Below are 24,234 nucleotides of genomic sequence, written 5' to 3' on the forward strand. Positions count from 1 at the left end.
GTTATGTTTCCATTTAAGCGAGAATCACCAGGAAATGTCAAACGGGATCGCAGACCGGCAGGTCAATAATTGATTTCATCCAAAACTTGCGAAAGCCGAACGAGATCCTCCTTAATATCCCTACAAGACCTACTGATCATACTCAACTCTCTCCAGCCTTCCTCTATCTCGGCAATCATCAGGTCGATATCTCCATTCGTGATCTTTCTTTCCTCCATATTGGTCAGCATTCGATGCTCCTTTAATCATGATAATTGTTTCAATATTATAAGTTTCGTTATGTTGTTCACGAATGAGGGTGTAGAAGATAGTCGAATAATGAACGTCAGCTAAACGGACAAATTGTGATTGCATGTCAAGAAATATTGGCGTTCATGCCGGCGTACCATCGAGCTCCTGAAGTGTTGACTTTGGCTTCTGAAACCCATATTGTGGAATCGGAAGCATAAAGAGATGGATGTAGCTGAATCAGAGACGCATCGCGAGGATTTGCAGCATCATGACGATTCTTTTTATTTGAGAATATTGTTGATCGAGGGAAAATGAACGATTGTTCTACCTCACTTTTCAGTTGTACAGTTGGATCGCAGGAGAATTTTAGTTCTTCTGTTCAACTACAAATATTCGATTTCAACTTAAGGGGAGAGATAAGAATGTCTAAGCATTGGCAAGCACGTTGGATTACGGATAACTCGTTTAGTTCGATGGAACCATTGGATTTATTTCATAAAGAAATGGATGCAGTTGAATCAGAGACTCATCGCGAGGATTTGCAGCATCATCATTGGCTTGTGAGGACTACATTTGATCTAGCGTCTATTGATCTTGAAAGCGTTCCCCTATATATGAACATCACGGCAGACGATTACTACAAGCTGTACCTTAACGGCCGTTTTGTTGCTCAAGGACCTGCTCAAAACGATGCCGGCCACTACTATTACAATCGGATCGAGGTTAGTCCCTTTCTCCAAGCGGGGAACAATGTCATCGCTGTCCACGTGTATTACCAAGGGCTAGTTAATCGGGCATATAACAGCGGCGATTACAGGCAGGGGCTTATAGCAGAGCTAACAGCGGGTGACCGTGTTCTCGTAAAAACCGATGAGACTTGGCGAGCTAAACGGGCAGCAGAATTCCTGAAAGGAGAGACTTTTGGCTATTTGACACAATTTGCCGAGCATATCGATGCCAGAAAGTCGGAAAAAGGCTGGAAGGATCTTTCCTTTGATGACTCCGCTTGGCTTCCCGTCCAGACGAACGATCAAACGGATTATACGCTTGTGGAGCAGCCGACACCGATATTGTCGGTTTATGAGAAGAAACCGCATAGCGTAGTAAGAAGGGCTCCCGGTCATTACTGGATTGATTTTGGTGAGGAAATCACTGGCCAGTTTACCATGGAGGCGGAAGGGGAAGCAGGCGCAGAAATCGAAATCCGCTGTGGGGAAGAACTGGAAGAGGATGGACAAGCGGTCAGATTTAACATGCGCTGCAACTGTACTTATCAAGATCGTTGGACGCTATCAGGGGATAACGATAAATTGGACCTTTACGATTACAAAGGCTTTCGATACGTGGAAGTGTTCGGTCCTGAACAAGCGATTCGTCCCGATTCGTTTCAAGCGATCGTCAGACACTATCCTTTGGATGAAGAAAGCTGCCGTTTTCAAAGCTCGGATGACTTGATGAACCAAATTTTTCAAATATGTAAAAACGGAGTCAAATATGGTTCCCAAGAAAACTTTGTAGACTGTCCGACCCGTGAGAAGGGACAATATTTGGGCGATAATACGGTGATCGGGCATGCTCACATGCTCCTCAGCGGTGATTTGCGATTGTATAAGAAGGCAATTGAGCAATTTGCTCTTAGTTCCTCTACGTGCCCTGGTCTCATGTCAGTCGTTCCAGGGAACTTTATGCAGGAGATTGCTGACTTTTCACTTCAGTGGCCGCTGCAGCTGCTGGAATATTATCGATACAGCGGGGATCTGACCTTTTTGCGGGACATGTATCCGTATGCGGAGCAACTGCTCCGTCATTTTCAAGCCTATGATCGAGGTGATGGATTGTTACACGAAATCACCGATAAATGGAATTTGGTGGATTGGCCGAAGGAGCTGCGCGATGAATACGATTTTGAGCTAACGAAGCCGATAGGTCCTGGCTGCCATAACGTGGTTAATGCGTTTTATCTTGGCTGCATCCATGCAGTGAATGAGATACGTGATTTGCTCGGTATTTCTTACGAGGATGATCTTCCACGGTTAAAAAAACGCTTCATCGAAGTTTTTTATGATCCGACCAGCCGTTTATTTACAGATGCGGAGGGAAGCAGACATCACGCGCTGCATGCCAATGTGCTGCCATTGCTGTTTGACCTGGCTCCGGAGGAATCCGTTCCATCCATCGTAGATCAAATTCGCGAGAAAAGATTTTCGTGCGGCGTGTACTTTTCCTATTTTGTCTTAAAAGCTTTGGCGAGGGTTGGAGAACATTCGTTGATATATGAGCTTATGAGCTCAGAAGAAGAACATTCATGGGGAAATATGCTGAAAGAAGGCGCTACGACTTGTTTTGAGGCCTGGGGGAAAGAACAAAAGTGGAATACTAGTCTTTGTCATCCTTGGGCAAGCGCTCCGGTACCCTTGCTGATTGAGGAAATCATCGGACTGAAACCATCAAAACCGGGGTGGAAGGAGATTTTATTTTCACCAAAAATCCCAGCTCACTGGGAGCATTTTTCGCTGGAAGTCCGCGTCCCTTCTGGATTGATTCGCCTTGCATACAACCATGGACAGTGGGCCCACGATTTTCCGCAACAGGTACGGGTGATCAGACACTGACCATAGAAACATTTGTAGAAAAGGAGAGTAAACGATGATAAAGAATATCTCGATGAACAAGACATGGTTTCGTCGTCTCCTGTTTTCCTATGTAACGATTTTCCTTTTTATTGTGCCTCTTCTCATGTTCGTCCTCTTGATGGCATTCAGTGAATTGTCACGAAAAACTGCAGTCGAATCGAATAAAATTTTCACCAAGCAATTGCTCCAATCCATTGACAATCAGATGAAGTTGATCGATAACACGATCACGAATGAGATCGCCAGCGATGATACGCTATTGGGTTTTTTTAATCCTGCCTTACAGAGCGATCGATATTATTCAGGCTATTTGTCGTCTTTAAAAGTGAAAAGTCTCATGGCAACGATGCCTCTCATCGATTCGATCTATTTATACAGGCTGTCGGACGATACGGTGCAGACGCCATACTCCGTTTCCAAGCTAGCTGCATTTAACGATAAACAATTGATTGTAGAAGCTTTGAAGCAATCCGTGCCAAATCATCTATGGACAGATGTTCGGAAAGGTTACACGGAACAAGGCGAACCCACCGATTTCGTATCGTTAGTGCGATATGTCCCATTGAATTTCGGTAATGACGGACTAATCGTTGTCAATGTGCAGCTTCAAGCGATTGCCCATTTTGTTCAAACACTAACGACGGCAAATTCCAATCATCTCAGCCTTTATGACCGCGAGGGTACGCCTATTTATGGTGATATTCATGGGAACGATTCCCTAATGACGGAGATGCATTCCGATTATTCCGAATGGGCCATTTCCAGCAGTGTGGCGAATGGTAATTTGTTTCGTCTTGTCTCCGCGATATCCAAATATTGGATATTCGTTTGTGCAGTTTTCTTTTTTATCGGCGTTGTATGGATTGTTGTGGTTACCCGACGGAACTATAAGCCTGTAGAAACGATCATACAGCGTATCCAATTATTCTCCCAGCAAAAAAGCGCCGAACTGTTTCGTAAAGGCAATCAAGATGAATTTAAGTTCATCGATACCGCCTTGGTGAATTTGATGGAGCAGTCAAATGCCTATCAGAAGCAGCACGAGGAAGATTTGATTTTTAAGCGAAAGCATTTCTTTTTTGAATGGATGGATGGGAATCGTCCTTTGAAGTATGAAGAGTGGCAGCAGGAGATGGAGAGCCTTGGAATGCCTTGCGATTTTGACTCGCTATGTGTTAGTGTGCTCGAAATTAATAAATACAGTAAATTCGCTAGTCTTTATTCCGATCATGATCAAAATTTGCTTAAATTCGTTTTGTGTAGCGTAATAAAGGAAATCGCAATTGGCCGAAATGTAACCATATGGACAGAGTGGACGTCCAAGGATCAATTGACTTTGCTGCACTTGGTCCAGAACGTATCGTCGGAAAGTAAGCCCGAGCAGATCGCGAGTGATATAGCGAATGACATGATGCAATGGGTGAAGTCCAACCTTGATTTCAATATTACAATGGGCATAGGTTCAGGAGTCGATCGCATAGAGCTTGTACATTACGCATACGTCGAAGCCTTGGAAGCACTTCAATACAAACCTTCACTAGGTGAGGATAGTGTGATCTGTTATTGGCAGATTAAGCCCGAGGGCAAGCAACAGTCGCTCGATCTGCTCGAATATATCCGTGAGATTGCCTTTTCATTACGAACGGGGGAAGGCGATTGGCAGGGCAGCTTCGCACAACTTTTCGATGGTATTCGAGCCGGTTTGTATGCGCGTAAGGAATTGGACAACTTAATGAGCTACATGATATTTTTTCTTGATAAGGAGTTTACGGACCTACCAGCTGATGTGCAAAAAATATGGGCAAACGGCGTGCAGGATAAACTGCAAAAAGCAGTAGACGACTGGGACACCGTGGACGAACTACAGCAAATGTTGAGAAGTGTTCTTACGGAAACAACTGAAGCAATCGCGACGTTGCGTGAGATGAGCAGCAATTATATGCTTATCCGCAAAATTAAATTGTATATGGAGGAACATTACCAGAATCCGGATCTTTCATTGCTTCATTTAAGTGATGTGTTCCATGTGCATATGAAAAGCATTAGTCGTACGTTTAAAGAAGAAATTGGCGAGAATTTTATTGATTATTTGACGCGAATTCGTACGGAACACGCGAAAGAGCTTTTGGTTCAAACCGAACATTCCATACAAGAGATTACGGTCAGAATCGGATATCTGCATCCGAACACGTTCATTCGATCATTTAAAAAGCTGGTTGGTCAAACCCCAGGAGACTTTCGGAAGACTGCTCAAGTGAAATCATAAAGATGAACTTTGTTGATTGGTGTTTTTTTGTTGATTTATAGGATTTGGATGGCCATAGAATCGGATTCACTGGTGAAAAAGCCAGGGATGACGGTTCTTTTTTTATTTGAGAATATTGTTGATCGAGGGAAAATGAACGATTGTTCTACCTCACTTTTCAGTTGTACAGTTGGATCGCAGGCTACAACAAAGAAAGAGGGAACGATATGAAAGCAATAGACCGAAGGGGAGTCGACATGAAGAGATTAAGGGAGAATATTCCGCTTCTCCTTATGTTCATACCCGTCATTTTATTTTACTTAATTTTCAAATACGTGCCAATGGCTGGACTGATCATTGCTTTTAAAGATTATAACTTTTTTGATGGGGTGTTTCACAGTCCTTGGGTTGGATTTGAAAATTTTCAAAAGCTGTTCAATGACGTAAATACATTAAAAATTATCCGAAACACGCTTCTACTTAGCAGTCTAAACATATTCGTGGGATTTCCGTTTCCGATCCTATTAGCTATTCTTTTGAACGAAGTGAGAAAAATGTGGTTCAAGAAGATCGTTCAAACGCTTGTTTATTTACCTTACTTTTATTCATGGATTATTGTCGGTGGGATCGTCTTTAGTATTTTCGGAATCGAAGGAAGCTGGTTAAGTCATTTGATGACCCTTTTTAAGATGGAACCATTTCCATTCTTATACAATATCAAATCATGGATCACCATCTTTGTTGGTGCGGGAATATGGAAAGATATGGGTTTCAGTGCCATCATCTATCTGGCGGCAATGACAACAATCGACCCGTCGCTTTACGAATCAGCAAGTATGGATGGTGCTAATAAGTGGAAACAGATTATTCATATTACGATTCCCGGAATTGCGCCGACCATCATTTTGGTCTTTATTCTTTCTATGGGGCGCGTGATGGAAGTCGGATTCGACCCCATTTACGTCTTAAAAAATGCTGCGGTGAACGACGTTTCGGATGTCATCAGCACGTATATTTATCGCGTTGGACTGCAAGGCGCGCAATTTAGCTTAACTACAGCAATGGGCATGTTTGAATCAGTCGTTGCTTTAATTCTACTGCTCTCTGTCAATTGGATTGCACGTCGCTTTCAGCAGGGTCTATTTTAGAAAGGAGGAATCGAGATGCGTGCATCCAATGGAGATAAAATCTTCTACATCATAAATTATATTGTATTAGCCTTAATTACCTGCTCAAGCTTGTTTCCACTTCTTCATTTAATTGCGCTTTCCATTAGCAGTTCGTCCGCCGTCGAAACCGGGAAAGTAAATCTGTGGCCCATCGGCTTCACCTGGGATACGTTTAATGTTTTGTTCAAGGGAACACCGATCATCCGCTCATTCAGCAACAGTGCTGTGATCACGTTCGTAGGTATTACGTTAAGTATGCTCACCACAATTATGGCCGCATATCCTTTATCGCGTCCCAACTTTTATGCACGACGTTTTTTTACGCTTTGGATGATCTTTACGATGATCTTTACAGGAGGCATTATCCCAACTTTCCTGGTTATTCAAAGTTTGGGACTAGTTAACTCCTATTGGGCTCTTTGGTTGCCTGGTTTAGTAAGTACGTATAACATGTTGCTTCTACGCACGTACTTCGAGAACATCCCGTCTGAAATTGACGATGCGGCACGAATGGATGGCTGCAGCGAAGTACGTCTTCTACTTCAAGTTGTATTGCCCATTTCTATGCCTGTTCTCGCGACATTAACGCTTTTTTATGGTGTTGCGTACTGGAATATTTTTTTTAGTATGCTGATTTACATCAACGATACCGATAAGCACAACTTAACCGTGCTCGTACAGCAAATGATTCAAAATCAGAGCGTGCTGCAGCAATCCTTTATAGTGCAGCCTGACGAACAGGTTCATGTGGTGGAAGAAGGAATTAAAGCTGCAGGCGTGATCGTCCTGATTACCCCGATGTTGGTCGTTTATCCATTTTTGCAAAAATACTTTGTCAAAGGCGTTATGCTTGGTTCTGTGAAAGGATAGGAGTATGAGGGCGATAAGGAGGTGGTGCTGCAAAGGGAAATGTGGTTCTTAAAGATCCGATGAGGTAAGCTTAGGCAAACAAATAACGAATTCAAAAGGGGTTTATCAAACATGAAAAAATGGTTTGCGACATCACTAACGATGGCATTATCGACTTCAATGGTGCTAACGGCATGCAGCACGAAACCTACTGTACAACCGAGTTCCTCTGCTAATTCAACAACGCCAACTGCATCAACAACGCCAGCCAAGAAAGGGGATATATCCGTATCGGTGTATGATCGTGGAAATATTCCTGCTGCAGAAGGAACATTAGAAGATAATCGTTGGACAAAATTTATTAATGAAAATGGTCCTGCGAATGTCAAATACGTGCCAATTCCGCGCAACGATGCGGCACAAAAATTCAATGTGCTGTTTGCATCGGGATCGGCGCCTGACATTATTAACGAGTTTGATCCGAATATACTGAACCCGCTCATCGATCAGAAGCAGCTTATGCCGCTGAACGACCTAATCGACAAGAACAGCGTTGAATACAAGAAGGTTCTTCAGGATTATCCCGCATTGAAGAAAGTCGCGACCAATCCCGACGGGAAGATGTACAAAGTTGGACGGGTACTGGAATCAGCTCCAAGTTATGCGGTCTTCGTTCGTGCAGATTGGTTGAAAAAATTAAATCTGGACGTTCCCAAAACGACCGAGGAGTTGTATAAAGTAGCAAAAGCGTTTGCGGAGCAAGACCCTGACGGCAATGGAAAGAAGGACACATACGGAATGGCATTGAGTTTTCGTTCCGAGTTTGCGATCGATATGATGTTCGGGAACCCTGTTGAGCTGTATGGTCTTGTAAACGATCAACCGAGCCGTGCATTTGAAAATGCGAAATTGGCGACGGAGTTCAAAAAACGCTTGTTTGATGAGGGGCTAATCGATAAAGACTTCGTGAATGACAAAAATGGGGCAAAGGCCAAACAAGACTTTTTAAATGGCAAGATGGGTATTTACCCGACTTTTGTAGGAAATTGGTTCGAATCGACAGTAACGGATATACAAACCTTGAAAAAGGCTGTCCCAGAAGCTGATGTGATTCCTATCGCACTGCCAAAAAGTCCAGTAGGTGAATTTATTCCGGACGTACAAAGCCCAGTGCAAATGACAACTGCGATTAATGCAAAGACTAAAGACCCGGTTGCAGCGATCAAATACATCGACTTTATCAATCGTGTCTCGACGGGTACCAGCCTGCTTTTCGGATTGGAAGGCACGCATTATAAGAAGGATGCAAACGGATGTCCGCAAAACATAGATCCGAATAAAACGAAAGCAGAAGTTAGCTGGGCGGGCGACTACGCTCATTTCTATTCCCGTTTGCTGCTCGGGAAGTGTGCGTTCTTACAAAATCAATTCAATCCTGAGATTCCGGAACAAAAATCCGGACTTGACATGTTCAAAAAAGCCGAGTCCTTATATCTCGATTCGACTAAAAAATACCGTTTCGTCACCTTGCAAGAGCTAATACCGTCTTTCCCCAAGGATTTGCAACCGTCATTTAACACCGTCAAAAAGCAAATTACCGATACGTGGTTGAAAGCAGTCATAAGCGGGGACAAATATTCTGCTGATCAAGCCTACAAGGACGTTCAGACTGCATGGGATAAAGCCGGTGGCAAACAAATGGACGACTTCATAATCGAGTGGTATAAAACCAGTAAGGACAACAGTTTCATGATGAAAGATTTATGGGAGACCGTTGCGAAACAAGCGCAAATGAAGAAATAAGCAACGCGCATTTAACAAAGGATGGGGGCCGTTATACAATTTGCGGTCCTCAGCTTTACGTTATCCTTACACGAATATGAGGAGGGGTATTATGGGGAAGTATAAGAAATTTGTTTGTGTTTTGGGGCTATTATTTTTTATGGTAATTGGAGCACGCGCCGCTCATGCGGCGGTTATACAGCAGCTGCCGGTCTCGAATCCGGGATTCGAGACGCTGACTGTAACGAACGGCGTTTACAGTCCGAAAGACTGGAAGACGTGGTGGTGGAGCGGGCCCGTCAACAATCCGCCGATTGCGGCAGCGAATTATACGGAGAATGAGAAAAGCGGAGGGCAGCGCTCCGTATTTATCAGCAGTGTCAGCACGGGATTCGCGGGGTGGGTATCGAATCCCATAACGCTTCCTTCGAATATGAGTTCGTTTCGAATTACCGCCAAAATGAAGACATCGGCAGATTATTCGGGAAACAAACCGCGTTTGTGGGTTTCCTTCCAGAACAACGGGACTTTTTTAGGGTCCTACACGACGGATCAGACGGAGGGGTTGTCACTTGCGGATTGGACGGAAGTGTCCTTTACCGTCGATCGAAGCCAATTTCCGGCTGGCACCAACACGCTTGTGCTGAACTTGTCGACAACCAGCCTGAATACGGCGACTCCAACAAGCGGCAAACTTTACTACGATGATGTGATGGTGGAGGCGTCGGATGAACCGATTCCGGTTGTTCAGCAACTGCCGGTTTCGAATCCGGGCTTCGAGACATTGACCGTGACGAATGGTGTTAACAGTCCAAAAGATTGGAAAACTTGGTGGTGGAACGGAACCGCGAACAATCCGCCAGTTTCGGCTGCTAATTATACAGAGAACGAAAAAAGCGGTGGTCTGCGCTCGGTGTTCATAAACAGTGTCAGCAGCGGATACGCGGGATGGGTGTCGAGTCCCCTAACACTTCCTTCGAATATGACATCGTTTCGAATTACAGCCAAGTTGAAGGCATCCCCAGATTATTCGGGCAATAAACCGCGTTTGTGGGTTTCCTTCCAGAATAACGGGACGTTCTTAGGGTCCTACACGACGGATAAGACGGAGGGGTTGTCGCTGGCAGATTGGACGGAGGTATCGTTTACCGTGGATCGAGGCCAATTTCCGGCAGGCACCAACACGCTTGTGCTGAATTTGACGACCACCAGCATAAATGCTGCGACACCGGCAAGCGGCAAACTTTACTTCGATGATGTGAAGGCGGAAGCGTCGAACCAATCGCTGGGACCCGTTGTTTTTACTTTGAAATCCAATAAATTTGCAAGCTGGTGGAATCTGGGGGACCCCGTAGTGTATCAATTGAACGCCGGAGCAGTACCGAGTTCCGCTAAATCTATATTTGGCAGCGTTTACAATTCTGATAATAAATTGATTGCACAAGTGCCTGTATCGAGACAGACGTTTCTCGATCAAGGCTGGAGCTGGACGCCTTCGGAGCCGGGGTATTACGAAATTGCTTTTGCGTATCAACAGAACGGTTCTACGGATTTAACGGATTTGCCCGTTAAATATACATATTCACAGACGGATCTGACTACGTTTTCGCGTGAGCGGTATTCATTGGTAGTAAGTCAGGGTCCAACGAAGCCAATATCGCAAAGGTGGCCGATAATGGGCTTTAGCTACCAGCTTTCGGAAGGCGAGAATGCCATGAAACTGGCTGATTTAGTGGGATTTCACTTTGCGCGGATTCATGCAGTGCCATGGGGAACGCAGTTCCGTGATACGAGCTGGGCGATTGAACCGTCCCGCGGTGTTTATAATTGGTCGAGATTCGATGAGGAAATCAACAAGCTGTCAAGTTACGGCTTCGATCTGATTGGAAATCTGTTATACACGCCGCAGTGGGCATCGCCGCATCCCGAGCAAACGCAGGTGAATATCAGTATCCCGGCATATTCCGCTTATGCTCCTGTGGATATGAAGGACTGGGAAGATTTTGTTCGTGCCGTCGTTACCCGGTACGATACTCGGATTAAGACGTGGGAAGTATGGAATGAGCCAAACTTGCCAGGGTTGAGCGGGTTTTGGCTGGATTCGACGGAACGTTTCGTTGAGCTGTTGAAAACTGCGTATCAGACAATTAAAGAGGAGCAGCCGGATTCAGATGTATGGATTGGGGGACTCGCAGGACGCAACTATTTGAACTTTTATAAAGAGGTGCTCAGGTTGGGTGGAGCGTCCTATTTTGATAAGCTCTCGCTGCATGGTTACCAGCCAGATCCGCGCGAATTCCAGCGCATAGATCAGGCTTTTGGAATCGCTTCCAAGCAGTGGGCCGATTCGGAGAGTCATGCGGTTCTGGTCAATTCGAATTCGGTAACAGGCACAGTGCCTACGGAATCTGAGATCGCCAAGCGCATGATCGTTGACTTCCTGTCGCAGCTCAAATGGGGAACGCAAAAAATCGCTTTTTTTCATATGTTGAATTTATCGGAGATGGAAACTTTATCTTATGCAAAGAGCACCGGTACTTTTACGCACGCATCGGGTTTATTCCGTTCAAAGCCGCGAGTGGAACCGAGACTCGCAGCGTCAGTAGCCCACCATTTTCTCGATCTTGCTGGCCAATCGCTCGTTTATAAAGGGGAGTATGTTCTCGAGGGAGGACAAAAAGCAGTTGTACTTGATAATGACGGAGCCAGGCTCATAGGTTTGTGGTCTGACGCATCTTCTGATGCTCCGATCGATGCGCGTCTAGCGGCTGCTTTCACGAGTGAAACCCTCGTTACGGACTGGGAGGGCAAAGCGCAAAGTGCCAATAACCTACTTAGCGTACACCCTGGCAAGGTATATTGGATAAGTAATGCGGATAGCGCAGCATTAGCGCTACTACCGATCTCAGAGCCGTTTTTGATCTCGGATTTCGACCGTAATACGAATCATATCGTAGTCCCTGAGTCGAAGGGAACCAGCGGACAACTTTTCAATCCTACCACTTTAGAAGTCGCTGACCATGCGGTTTGGATTACCGATAATTGGGCTTATAAAGCAGCAGCCCAGCCGACGAAACCAGCGGATTTTGACGCTTCATTTGCGGCTGGATATTCGGATAGCGGACTGGACCTGATCGTTCGCGTGAAGGATGGGACATTTGTTCAGGATAATCCACTCGGAAGCTTCTGGAAAGGGGACAGCGTACAGTTCGCAATCGATACATTCGGACAGGGTTTTACGGGAGATCAGGTGGAATTCCAGGCAGCATTGACACCGCAGGGTCCCGTGCTTTATAAACAATTGGTGCCTTATGTTGGCGGCAATTTGCCAACAAATTGGACACCGGGGAACAGCGTAGCACAGTACGCGTCCTTAAAGGTAGATCAAACGGTCCCCAATGAAACGACCTATTACATCCATGTGAATTCTTCTGAATTGTATCCTTATGTACATGATCCGAAAAATCCGCTTCGACTGTCGGTGTTGGTCAACAACAATAATGGCAGCGGTCGGCTTGGATGGCTTGAGTGGAGCAGCGGGATAGGCAGTGATAAAAATCCGGCGAAATATGGGAAAGTGTGGACGTTGAATGGGCTAGTTGTTGAAGCAGTTCAAACGAGTATGACAAAGGGGCAAACACAGACTCTGGGTGCCCGAGGACTGACGGCAAGCGGGTTTGTAGATTTATCCGGCAAGGCTGCTTGGAGTTCATCCGATGCATCAACCGTAACCGTGGATACTTATGGCACAGTGAAGGCGATTGGGGAAGGCAGCGCGATCATTCAAGCATCGTACGGTCCCTTCGTCGGCAGCATAGCGATAACGGTAACGGCGGATAATACGCCCCCCCTTACGACTGCGACCTTGTCACCTGCACAGCCGGACGGACAGAATGGCTGGTACGTGAATCCGGTCACGGTAACATTGGGCGCCACTGATAATTTGTCGGGTGTGGCAAAGACAGAGTATAGCTTGGATGGCGGAACGACCTGGGAGCCTTATGCGAATCCGCTAACCTTAGATAAAGATGCGCAAAATGTATTGAGCTACCGTTCAACAGATAAAGCGGGTAATGTGGAAGTTGCACGCACATTGACTATCAATGTCGATAAAACAGCCCCTGTTACAACAGCGACCTTGTCACCTGCACAGCCGGACGGACAGAATGGCTGGTACGTGAATCCGGTCATGGTAACACTGGGCGCCACCGATAATTTGTCGGGTGTGGCGAAGACAGAGTATAGCTTGGATGGCGGAACGACTTGGGAGCCTTATGCGAATCTGCTAACCTTAGATAAAGATGCGCAAAACGTATTGAGCTACCGTTCAACAGATAAAGCGGGTAATGTGGAAGTTGCACGCACATTGACAATTAATGTCGATAAAACAGCCCCTGTCACAACAGCGACCTTGTCACCTGCCCAGCCGGACGGACAGAATGGCTGGTACGTGAATCCGGTCACGGTAACACTGGGCGCCACTGATAATTTGTCGGGTGTGGCGAAGACAGAGTATAGCTTGGATGGCGGAACCACATGGCAGACCTTTATGGTACCAATAACGTTTGATCGGGATAGCAAGTACACCTTCAGCTATAGGTCGACAGATCATGCAGGAAATGTAGAGATATCACAGATGATTAGCTTCAACGTGGATAGGGTAGCTCCCACGATTTCCATTTCCGCACCGGCAGCACAATCTTATAGCGATGCGGATGACATGACACCGCAGTTTACGGTTACGGATGACTTATCCGGAGTTGATAATGGTAAGACTGTTTTGACCTTGGATGGTCAAAACATGCAGCAGGGAACCACAATTCCTCTCTATACCTTGTCACTGGGTTCACACGTAGCGATGGTAACAGCAGTTGATACGGCAGGAAATAGTTCGATCCAATCGGTGACATTTCAAACCACTACAAGCATTGCCTCGTTAAAGGCATTGGTCACACGTTTTACGGGTAGTGGATGGATTGATAACGGCGGAATTTCAAACAGTTTGCAGAAGAAACTGGACGAAGGGAATCTAGGTGCTTTCATCAACGAGGTGCAGGCGCAGAGTGGGAAACACGTCTCAACGGCTGCCGCCAAATACCTGATTCGGGATGCACAAGCATTATAAGGCAGCATAAATTTCATGGCGCAGGATGCAGCCGAACTTATTACTTCGACTGCCCTTTACGTGCGACCCGCATGGGCGCACGTAAAGGGATATTCAAGCATATGGAAAAGAAAACGGGGGCTGTATAGCAAAACGTTATTCCAGAAAGCGGCTACGACATGGTTTCGTAGCGGCCGTTTCACCTGCCCAGCCAGATGGACAAAATGGCTGGTACGTGAATTCGGTTACAGTTACACTGGCTGCCATCAACAACGAGCCCTACACACGTGGTAACAGTAACGAAAGCAGCACCGTAAAAATCGGTTCTTTCCAATGATAACTGGGATGGTGACGGCAACTTTAAAGTCAGCATGAACATGTGGTGGGGAACCAATGGCGGGACGTACAATTTATATGAGAAGATGATAGTAAATGTAACCAAGTAGTCTCTCGTATGCTGCAAGACGGAGTTGTTTCCATAATGATTTGGGAAAGGGCAATGCTCTGATCGTTGGGGCGATCACTTCGCAATTAATTAATCGGGATCACATCGGATGATCATGAAGAAGGTCAGCTGAGAGTGGAATCTGGAATCAGGGTAAGGTCAAACATCAGTTGGACAATATATTTAATGAATAAAAGCCATATTTTAACCTCCCCTCACCATGCGGCGGAGGTTTTTTTATGCGAACAAACGCTTGACTGTCAGATTACCTAAGCCCATGTTTTTTTTAATAATTGAATGTAGGGATGGATGGCCTCATAAACCGTTAACTCCGGATTAAGGATACCTTGAAAAAACGCTTGAAAACATGTAATTGAAGAATGAAAGTGAGGTTGGTTCCAGCGTCTGGTATTGCTATGCCAATATAACCGGTTAGCCGTTTGGGAAAAGAGATGATTCATCTCCATATTATGAGTGAAATCAATAAGCCCAAGAAACATGCTGAATTCAAAATCACACAATGCTTTCGAGGTTTCAATGGAATGCGCGGCATGTTCTGAGATGAGTGTTTGGAAAGATCGTTCTTGTTCTGCTATGTACGTAGCAAGGAGCAGTTGTTTTGAATGGCGCAGGGATGTGAGTGTAAACAGGAAGACGGCAGCTATGAGATCAATGAGGTCACCGACTTTTTGTGCGGATTGATCCAAGATTAAAATGCCGTGTTTAGGAATAATACGCAAGTAACCTTCCAACTCCAAACGCTGAAGCGCTGAGCGAATGGGGGTACGGCTCATGCTGAGCAGCTGGCTTAGGTGAACCTCGGAAGTAACGGCCCCCTTGGAAAGTTCATTTTGAATGATCATATTGTGGATAGATTCATAGGCTTTTTTTTGTAATGAAGAAGGTAACATGATGACGTCAAACCTTTCCTAGTAGCTTGATTCTATTCGAATTATACCATATTCTTTTCATTAGAAAGAAATGAAAGGAGTCAGGGGAATGACGGCAATATTTCGGGAAAAAACATTAAAAGATATAGCCTATGATCAAATCAAACAACGGATTGTGTCTGGAGAATGGACAGGAGGAACGTTTTTAACGGAAAAGTTTTTGAGCGAGATATTGCAAATGAGCAAGACTCCGATTCGCTCCGCCTTGGACCGTTTAGAGATGAATGGTCTTGTGAAGCTCTCGCCAAAGCAAGGAATTATTGTGCAGGAAGTATCGTTAAAAAAGGTTTTGGAGATTTACGAGCTTCGTCTGTCGTTGGAAACTTTTGCTGCACGGCAGTTAACGGGTAAGCTGGGTAAGATGCATTTTGACTTATTTGATCAGAATCTCGATGAACAGGCCCATGCTATTCGTAGTGAGGATATCGTTCGTTATGTTGAATTGGATGAAAAATTTCATGAGATGCTCATTTCAGGCTTGGATAATGAAGAATTTAACGAGGTTATGACAAGAATTCAAGATAAGTTTTTAATGGCGGTGAGGGCGACGTTTATTAAAAACAAGGAACGATTGTGGGGGAGTTTGGAGGAGCATCTTGCCATAAGAGCAGCCCTGGCGGGTGAGGATCCGCGAGTTACGGAAGATTTGGTAGCCAAACATATTGAATATGTGAAGACGATTATGCTGTAAGATTTGGACAAAGGGAATCCTAATGAAGGGATTCTATGCAAAATTATTTAATGTATACAAGTTAGACATATTGAGCATATTTTATCGATATGCTACGATAATCTCATCAAAGTAAGAGGGGGTACATAGCTTGAAAATAACAAATATCGAGACCTATATTTTAGGGAATCCGTGGAAAAATTGGTTGTTTGTTAAGGTGGAAACGAGTGAAGGAATTTCCGGTATCGGTGAAGGCACCCTAAACGGATTTGCCAAAACGGTAGAGGCTGCCATTCATGAATTAAAGCATTTGGTCATCGGCATGAATCCCTATGACGTCGAAACCATCGGCTTGCGAATGACACGAGACGTATTTTCAGATGGTGGTCAAATACAAGGCTCCGCATTGGCAGCTATCGAGACAGCATGTTGGGATATCATGGGTAAGGCAGCAAATCTGCCGTTATATAAATTATTGGGAGGTCGCTGCCACGATAAACTGCGTTGTTATGCAAATGGATGGTACCGTGGGCCAAGATCGCCGGAAAATTTTTATGAGAAGGCTAAGATTGTCGTCGAAAAAGGCTATACGGCTTTAAAGTTTGATCCTTTCGGGGCAGCGTGGAGAACAGTGGAGCGGGACGACTTTGAACTGGCTCTGCGCAATATTGCAGCCGTACGAGAAGCTGTTGGTCCGAGCGTAGATATTCTCATCGAAGGGCACAATCGTTTTTCAGTTCATACGGCTTTACAGTTTGCGGAAGCCATGATGCCATATAAACCAACCTGGTTTGAAGCGCCTGTTCCGCCACATCGCGTAGCATCCATGGTCGAGGTAGCAAAACGAAGTCCGGTACCTGTTGCCTGCGGAGAAGATTACTATTCGCGGGAGCAATTCGCCGAGCTGCTGCAGCATGATGCGGTGCATATTATTCAGCTGGAGCCGCAATTTCTAGGTATTTCTGCTTCCAAACAAATTTGCGGGATGGTCCATGCGTTTAACGGTGTTACTGCTCCGCATAGTGCACAAGGACCGGTTTGCTCTGTGGTATGCTCCCATTTGAATATGGCTACGCCAAATTTCTATCTTCACGAAATTTTTGATGAGTTTAATGAGCCTTGGGAAGAACACGTCTTGCTGCCCGCTTTGAAGGTAGAGAATGGTTATTTGCAACCGCCTGAACTTCCTGGATTGGGCGTTGAATTGAATTTAGAGGAACTGCAAAAGCATCCTTATCATGTAGGGAATTGGCTTCCGCTTTTTAAACAGGGCTGGGAACGGCGGGAAAGAAATGACTAACCATGGAGGGATGGGAAATGGCTGAAAAGATGAAAGCATTCGTATATGAGGGTCCGCGTAACATGGTGATTCGAGAGGTGGAGGTTCCAACTCTTGGCGCAGGAGAAGTGTTAATACGCGTGGAGAAAGCAGGTATTTGCGGTTCTGAATTAAGTGGATATTTGGGTCATAATTCATTGCGTAAACCACCGCTTATTATGGGGCATGAGTTTTCGGGAATTATAGAAGCGACGGGAAGTGGTGCAACCCAGTTTACGAAGGGCGACAGGGTTACTGCGAATCCGCTTATTTCCTGCGGGGGGTGCTATTATTGCCGATCAGGCTCGGCCCAGCTATGCAAGGAAAGAAAATTGCTTGGCGCACATAAGCCAGGCGCTTTTGCTGAGTTTGTTGTTGTTCCGGAAGCGAGCACATACAAGCTGGACGATCATATCTCCCTGGAGGAGGGCACGTTTGTCGAACCTTTTGCATGCGCGGTGCATGTTTGCCGTTTGCTGCAGCTATCTCCTACGGATCGCTTGATTATTTTTGGAGCAGGCCCCATTGGCTTGTTTACTCTTCAGGCAGCTCAAGTTTATGGGCTTCGTGATATTGTAATTGTCGATCTGAATACGTCCAGATTGGAAATCGCACAAGAGCTTGGAGGAATTGCAGTAACCGGTGTAGAAAAGTTGGGCGATTCCGTCAGGAATGATGGGTTTGACGCCGCAGTCGATGCAGTAGGGATGGAAGTAACCCGAACAAAGTGTATAGAGGCCGTTCGACCAGGTGGACGAATCATTTTCACTGGTTTGCACGAAGCAGACAGCAGGCTTCCGATTAATCATGTGATTCGTAACGAAGTCCAAATGACAGGAGCTTTTGCCTATGCCCCGAATGATTTCGAGGTTGCACTGAGATGGATTGGTGAAGGAAGAGTGAACTTAACGCCTTGGACAGAGGTGGCTCCGCTTGAAGAAGGAAGCGCTTGCTTTGAGAAATTAATCTCCGGTCCGGAAAAGTTGCAAAAATATTATTGAGTTTAAGATAGAATCTATGATTGAATCGGGAGGATACTATGAAGCTGCTTCAATTTTGTCATTTGTTAGATCCCAATAAGACTGTACATGTTGGGGTTTTAATCAGTGAGAGGACCATTATTCAACTGAATGTACATGGGAATATGCGAGACTTTATCCGCAGTCTTTCCACTTCGGCAATCGACAATAAGGAAATCGAGCAGCAAATCCAACACGCAAAAGAGACTTACGAACTGGATACTGTAAAACTGCTGTCACCTTTAACCGATCCAGAGAAAATCATTTGCATCGGACTGAATTATTATGATCACGTGATAGAATCAAAGATGGAGGTACCAAAGAAGCCTGTACTCTTCCCCAAATATAATAACTGTATCGTTGGAAATGATGACCCTGTCATCATCCCTGAAGAGGTTGAGCAGTGTGATTACGAAGTTGAATTAGCTGTTGTAATCGGAAAAACAGCCAAACAGGTTCCACTAGAAGAAGCGATGGATTATGTGTTTGGTTATACGGTTTTGAACGATGTAAGCGCAAGGGATATTCAATTGAATGAACCGCAGTGGACTCGTGGCAAGACGATCGATACGTTTGCTCCAGTAGGCCCATGGATCGTAACAGCTGATGAAATCCCTAATCCGCATCAATTGTCCATCTCCTTGACCTTGAACGGTAACGTCATGCAACAATCGAATACGAAAGAGCTGATCTTTAACGTTCCTTATTTAATCTCATTCTTATCGAATACCATTACGTTGCAGCCAGGAGATATCATTAGCACGGGAACGCCTCCAGGGGTTGGGATGGGGAAAAAACCGCAGATATGGCTGAAGCATGGTGATGTTACAGAAGCTGCAATTGAAGGGATTGGCACGTTGCGTAACCAGTTCATATCCAGAAACTAGTACTCTCGTATATCAATCGGAGGGAATACGCTATGAGTTGGCAAGGTAAAGTAATGATTGTAACGGGTGGAGGCAGCGGCATTGGCCAAGCCGTTTGTCGGCAAGCTGCTAGAGAAGGAGCCCGTGTTGTTATCGTAAACCGAACGGCACAAAAAGGGAAAGATGCTGCCGAAGAAATTACCAATGAGGGCTTTGAAGCAATTGCGCTTCAGGGTGACGTCTCCTCAGAAGCGGATATCCAGAGAGTTGTCGCTGAGACCATGAACAGATTCGGGAAAATTGACGTTCTGGTAAATAGTGCGGCTGTTTGCCCGCAGGTACGATTGACGGAATTAAGCTTAGAGCAATGGAATAACGTGATTGCAAGCAACCTGACCTCTGTATTTTTATTTTGCAAAGAAGTCATTCCGCATATGCTGCAAGCCGGCGGAGGCAATATCGTCAATGTAAGTTCCGTCCATGCCATCGGCACTTTGGAAGGCTATTCGGCTTATGCTGCTTCCAAAGGCGGGATTGTGTCGTTAACTCGTGCTATTGCGCTCGATTTTGCCAAGCAAAATATTAGAGTGAATACGGTTCTCCCAGGGGCTGTCCACACGCCTATGCTTGAATCAAGCATTAAGAACCTGGATACACCCAGAGATCAGATTATGCAAAGCTGGAATGAGTCCCAACCCATGGGCCGAGTGGGAACCCCGGAAGAGATTGCGGCAGTTATCCTATTTGCGGCAAGCCAACAAAATTCATTTATGACCGGAGCCACCTTGGTTTCTGACGGCGGAATGACAGCCGAATTGTAACGGAGCGAGGGAGGGTTTGAATGAATGAACGGTTGGAATTGCTGGTTGATGCAAAAGCCGCATTAGGGGAAGGTCCATGCTGGGATGCAAGAAAACGAGTTCTCTATTGGGTTGATATCTTAAACGGGAATTTATTCCTCTATGATCCGTTAAAGAATACGAATCGGAGTATTCACCTGGGTCAGTTCATTGGAGCAGTTGTGCCTAGACACACAGGTGACGTGACAGTGGTATTAAAGAATGGCTTTTTTCATTTGGATTTGGAGAGTGAAACGCTGGATTCAATTTGTGATCCTGAATATCATATCGTTTCAAACCGATTTAATGATGGGAAGTGTGATCCGAAGGGACGATTTTGGGCAGGGACCATGGATATCCAAGAGCAAGAAGGTAAAGGGGCCTTGTACCGTTTGGATAAAGACCATACTTGCCATAAAATACGCGATAACATCCATATATCCAATGGGTTGGCATGGGGTAACTCTAATCATACGATGTATTTTATTGATTCCCCTACCCGCAAGGTTATTGGATTCGATTATGATGTGGAAACAGGAGGCATTGAAAATGGCAGAACAATCATTGATTTGTCACATAAGAAGGGGATTCCTGATGGTATGACGATTGACCAGGAGGGAATGCTTTGGATTGCTGAGTGGGGGGGATGGGAGGTATCCAGATGGAACCCCCCCTGCTTACGAATATATGGGTTGAATGCGAACGTGTTAATAGCGTTGGATGATCACGAGATCCAACGCTATTATTCCACGATTAGGAGAGACTATTTTTGTATTCGGTTAAGGTTACTCCGAAGTACTGTTTAAAGAGCTTACTGAAGTAGTAAGGATCGGTATAGCCAACTTGAACGGCGATTTCTTTAAACAACAACCGTGGATATTCCCTAATTAATCGCTGGGCTTCCAACATTCGAAGTTGAATTAAGTAATCCGTGGGAGAAAGGTTTCTTTTACGAGTAAATACTCTGCTTAAGTACAACGCATTTAAGTGATAACGTTCGGATAAGGAGTGCAAAGTAATATTTTCGGCGTAATGCAAATGCAAGTATTGTTCCATATCTTCAACCCATGAAGCCTCCGGCTCTGGAAGGGCATCCTGAAAAAGGGAAGCAAACAATTGATTCAAATTGGTTTCCAGATCTGTGATGGAATCAGCTTGCCAAATGACATTCTCTATATCCCCCTGCATGACCAATAGCTGTTCCTTAGCCATGGAAGCCTTAAGCCATAAGGTATTCAGAAGCAGCCTCAGGGATTGTACCCATTGACCGCGTGTGATTGAGGAAAGATTGATTTGACGAATATAGTTGGTTAATTCGCTAAGGAACTCTTGTTTTCTTTTATTCTCAAAGAAAGAAATGAGATAACGATGATCTTCTTCCGGCATGACAGGAGGTAATTCAACAGGCTGACCCTCAGTCTCATTCACAAACCTTACCGTGGAGAGGCCGATCCGATTAATGAGCTTAGCGGAAGTGCGCGCTTTCTCCAAAAGTTCCTTGAGTTGATGTTTGAGCTTCATAGTAGGCAGTAAGACACTGGAGACTTGCATAGTAAATGCATTTTCGAGTTTTTCCTGCCATTGCTGTATTCGCTGCGCAGATAACTGATAGACACCGAGAACACAAATCCACTCATTGCCCAAAATATTAGAAAATGAGTAATATTTCTCTCCGTCTGACAACAAATTCTGGAATAGGGTTGAAAATTCTGCTTGCTCCTGCGAAGAAAATGGATGCTTGTTCCATACGTAGCATGTAATGTAGACGGGATGGTAAAAATATTCTTGTTCCATAGATGTATGCTCTACGATCATTGAGGATTGTGAAGATGCCCATGCACGAAGAAGCTCCGCTTCCACAAAGCGTTGATTCTCGGTAAGGTTTTTTTTCATTTTTTGCAAGAAGACTCGAATTGTGTCTGTTGTCGCCGGCTTTAATAGATAATCCTGGACCCCCAGCATCATCGCCTGTCTCGCGTATTCAAAATCCTGATAACCGCTAAGAAATGCGCATTGTATTTCGGGATGGTTCAGCTTTAGCTTTTCGATAAATGCGATACCATCCATGACAGGCATGCGAATGTCGGACAACACCACATGCGGTTTAAGGATTTCAATTTCCAATAGAGCGTCTTCACCATTAGAGTATTCTCCAACGATTTTGAAATCCAAATCCACGGCTTTAATTCGCTCTCTTATGTTTCGAAGAATAGGAGGCTCATCTTCCACAATAATTAATCTAAACATCGAATTGCCCCTCCTTTTCTCCGATTTGAATGACAATTCTCATGCCCGGTTGCAAATTATCCAATGTGATCCTAACACGATTGCCGTAAAATAATCTAATTCTTGCTAAGGTGTTCATTAACCCCATGCCGCCTAAAGACTTTTTGCTAAGCTGATTCATCTCTTTGGTTTGGCCTTTGCGGATTTTTTCCGCCAATTCTCTTAAATGCACAAGTATAGAAGCGTCAACTCCGCTTCCGTTATCCTCTATCGTAATCGACCACGAGTCGGATGCGTCCAATGCCTGCTCAACAATAATAGAAAGATCCCATGGCGGAGGGACAAGATGAAAGGCGTGTTTAAACGCATTTTCGATGATGGGTTGGATGGTTAATTTAGGAATGGCTTTATCCTTCAATGCGGGATCCAGATGAACCTGAAATGCAAAACTGCTCTCATACCGCAATTTCATCAGATCCAAATAAGCCAACGTGTATGCCAGTTCTTTTTCGAGGGTACTCGATTCCTCTACGGGCTGTGTGATGTAACGCATCATTGAAATCAATTTATAGCACATTTCCGCAAACGCCGTCGCACCTGACTCTTCCGCCATATTACCGATGGAATACAGCGTATTAAATAAAAAATGCGGATTCATTTGAGCTTGCATGGCTTGCATATAGGCTTCATTTTCGCGCTTTTGAGATTCAATGATCGTGGAAACGGAATCGCTCAAACGATTTTTCATCGTGTCAAAGGCCTGGCCCAAATCATACATTTCCCCGCTTAGCTTAAGATACCCTTGTGGAGACGGTCCGGCCAAGCTCTCGTAATCGAGCTTTTTGACATACTTGGTAAGAAGCCTTACAGGCGAACTTAACGCTGCCGCTACCCAATAAGACAATATAATGGAAATCAGCTCAACCGCAAGAATAACCGCGAGGGTGGTGTATTGCAGCTTTTTGATGGGCAGCAAAAATTGCTCCGTAGGCTGCACATAGGCCAGTGTTAAGCCGCTGTAGGAGGAACGATTTAAGCTGATAAAGCTTTTATTGATCGTTTTATCTAAAATCTGTTCCGAACCGGAAGGTACTGCATCTTCGCGATTAAAAGGCAGCTTATCCGATGGATCGTTTTGATTTAAGGGATACATCAGTTTACCTTCATCATTATAGATGTACACTTCAACGGTAGGAAATGGGATTTTCTCAACCAAGTCCTTCAGCTTAATATAAGGCTGCTGCACCTCAACAATTGCAGGGCCTTTCGCCTTTGCTACAGGGAGTGTACGGCAAAGAGAGAATATAAAAGGTTTGTTAATATACCAGTCTGTCACATGAGGGGGGATTATGGTGCGTTCTCCTTTTTTCGCTGCTATGGCTTCGATCCATGGAAACGTCTGATTCAGATTTTGTTGAGTCAAGTTTCCAGAGGTATAAAGCCCAACACTCACGATATCAACTTGTGTATTAAATACGTTGATTTGGCTTGTGGTAAAACTGGGACCATTAAACGATTCCAGAATCTGCTCTAATTTTCTACGAACAGATAGGGACTCGATGCTTTCTCCATCCAGTGAAACCGGGTTATTGAAGTAGCTCAAAAAGTCGGGGTTAAAGGTAACCTGAGTTGAGATTCGATCCATGTCCTGAATCATTTTATCTAATGTAGCTGCTTGCTCGAGCAGTGCTTGATGCGTAACTTGAATCGTATTCGTCCATACCGCTTGTGAGGTATGCTGATAATAGAAAAAGCTGAGCATGGAAATGATCAAAGAGTTCATTAACGTAAAGGATAGAAACAGCCGCATTCGTATACTCATCCGACTCATCTTGCTTCCCCCTATCTCCAACGACCGGAATGAACTTAACTTATTATAAGGGCTAAC

Annotated in this window: 16 protein-coding genes; 12 read left to right on the forward strand and 4 right to left on the reverse strand. The window is 44.9% G+C overall.

The genetic code is table 11. The features are described from left to right. Positions 1-62: 62 nt before the first annotated feature. The gene (locus ACBP55_RS05715; RefSeq protein WP_154669540.1) at positions 63-230 is read right to left on the reverse strand and encodes a hypothetical protein; all 168 of its coding nucleotides are present in this window, start codon (positions 228-230) and stop codon (positions 63-65) included. Between the two features lie 423 nt (positions 231-653). On the opposite strand from ACBP55_RS05715, the gene ACBP55_RS05720 reads away from it, so the two are divergent. The 6 genes from ACBP55_RS05720 (at position 654) to ACBP55_RS05745 (ending at position 14,034) form a co-directional block, all read left to right on the forward strand. Beyond that, positions 654-2,843 carry a family 78 glycoside hydrolase catalytic domain gene (locus ACBP55_RS05720; protein ID WP_464650408.1) on the forward strand — a complete coding sequence of 730 codons (2,190 nt, stop codon included), beginning with the start codon at positions 654-656 and terminating at the stop codon, positions 2,841-2,843. Positions 2,844-2,877: 34 nt separating this feature from the next. Then, positions 2,878-5,130, forward strand: coding sequence for an AraC family transcriptional regulator (locus tag ACBP55_RS05725; protein WP_464650410.1), 2,253 nt, complete (start codon positions 2,878-2,880; stop codon positions 5,128-5,130). A 236-nt stretch (positions 5,131-5,366) separates the two neighbouring features. Then, the gene (locus tag ACBP55_RS05730; protein WP_464650411.1) at positions 5,367-6,257 is read left to right on the forward strand and encodes an ABC transporter permease; all 891 of its coding nucleotides are present in this window, start codon (positions 5,367-5,369) and stop codon (positions 6,255-6,257) included. A 15-nt stretch (positions 6,258-6,272) separates the two neighbouring features. Beyond that, the gene (locus tag ACBP55_RS05735) at positions 6,273-7,148 is read left to right on the forward strand and encodes a carbohydrate ABC transporter permease (protein ID WP_464650413.1); all 876 of its coding nucleotides are present in this window, start codon (positions 6,273-6,275) and stop codon (positions 7,146-7,148) included. Between the two features lie 111 nt (positions 7,149-7,259). Then, positions 7,260-8,930 carry an extracellular solute-binding protein gene (locus ACBP55_RS05740; protein WP_464650415.1) on the forward strand — a complete coding sequence of 557 codons (1,671 nt, stop codon included), beginning with the start codon at positions 7,260-7,262 and terminating at the stop codon, positions 8,928-8,930. Between the two features lie 91 nt (positions 8,931-9,021). Further along, positions 9,022-14,034, forward strand: a complete 5,013-nt coding sequence (locus tag ACBP55_RS05745) for an OmpL47-type beta-barrel domain-containing protein (protein WP_464650417.1) — start codon at positions 9,022-9,024, stop codon at positions 14,032-14,034. 693 nt (positions 14,035-14,727) lie between these two features. Here the strand turns inward: ACBP55_RS05745 and ACBP55_RS05750 are convergent. After that, positions 14,728-15,369, reverse strand: coding sequence for a GntR family transcriptional regulator (locus ACBP55_RS05750; RefSeq protein ID WP_464650419.1), 642 nt, complete (start codon positions 15,367-15,369; stop codon positions 14,728-14,730). Positions 15,370-15,457: 88 nt separating this feature from the next. On the opposite strand from ACBP55_RS05750, the gene ACBP55_RS05755 reads away from it, so the two are divergent. The 6 genes from ACBP55_RS05755 (at position 15,458) to ACBP55_RS05780 (ending at position 20,926) form a co-directional block, all read left to right on the forward strand. After that, entirely contained in the window at positions 15,458-16,099 is a 642-nt protein-coding gene (locus ACBP55_RS05755; protein WP_464650421.1) for a GntR family transcriptional regulator, read from the forward strand. 130 nt (positions 16,100-16,229) lie between these two features. Beyond that, the gene (locus ACBP55_RS05760) at positions 16,230-17,378 is read left to right on the forward strand and encodes a mandelate racemase/muconate lactonizing enzyme family protein (protein WP_464650423.1); all 1,149 of its coding nucleotides are present in this window, start codon (positions 16,230-16,232) and stop codon (positions 17,376-17,378) included. A 17-nt stretch (positions 17,379-17,395) separates the two neighbouring features. Then, a complete protein-coding gene (locus ACBP55_RS05765; RefSeq protein WP_464650424.1) occupies positions 17,396-18,397 on the forward strand; it encodes a zinc-dependent alcohol dehydrogenase in 1,002 nt (333 codons plus the stop codon). A gap of 38 nt (positions 18,398-18,435) precedes the next feature. Beyond that, positions 18,436-19,302 (forward strand): fumarylacetoacetate hydrolase family protein, encoded by an 867-nt coding sequence (locus ACBP55_RS05770; protein ID WP_464650426.1) that lies wholly within the window; start codon positions 18,436-18,438, stop codon positions 19,300-19,302. Positions 19,303-19,334: 32 nt separating this feature from the next. After that, positions 19,335-20,102, forward strand: coding sequence for an SDR family NAD(P)-dependent oxidoreductase (locus ACBP55_RS05775; RefSeq protein WP_464650428.1), 768 nt, complete (start codon positions 19,335-19,337; stop codon positions 20,100-20,102). Between the two features lie 20 nt (positions 20,103-20,122). After that, positions 20,123-20,926, forward strand: a complete 804-nt coding sequence (locus tag ACBP55_RS05780) for an SMP-30/gluconolactonase/LRE family protein (RefSeq protein ID WP_464650429.1) — start codon at positions 20,123-20,125, stop codon at positions 20,924-20,926. On the opposite strand, the gene ACBP55_RS05785 is transcribed toward ACBP55_RS05780, so the two are convergent. Both ACBP55_RS05785 and ACBP55_RS05790 read right to left on the reverse strand, forming a co-directional pair. Further along, positions 20,874-22,367: a response regulator transcription factor gene (locus tag ACBP55_RS05785; RefSeq protein WP_464650430.1), complete on the reverse strand. Its 1,494-nt coding sequence runs from the start codon at positions 22,365-22,367 to the stop codon at positions 20,874-20,876. The genes ACBP55_RS05780 and ACBP55_RS05785 overlap by 53 nt on opposite strands. Beyond that, entirely contained in the window at positions 22,360-24,177 is a 1,818-nt protein-coding gene (locus ACBP55_RS05790; protein WP_464650432.1) for a histidine kinase, read from the reverse strand. The genes ACBP55_RS05785 and ACBP55_RS05790 overlap by 8 nt, the downstream gene beginning before the upstream one ends. Positions 24,178-24,234 lie beyond the last annotated feature (57 nt).

The sequence above is a fragment of the Paenibacillus sp. WG02 genome (genome assembly GCF_055396115.1).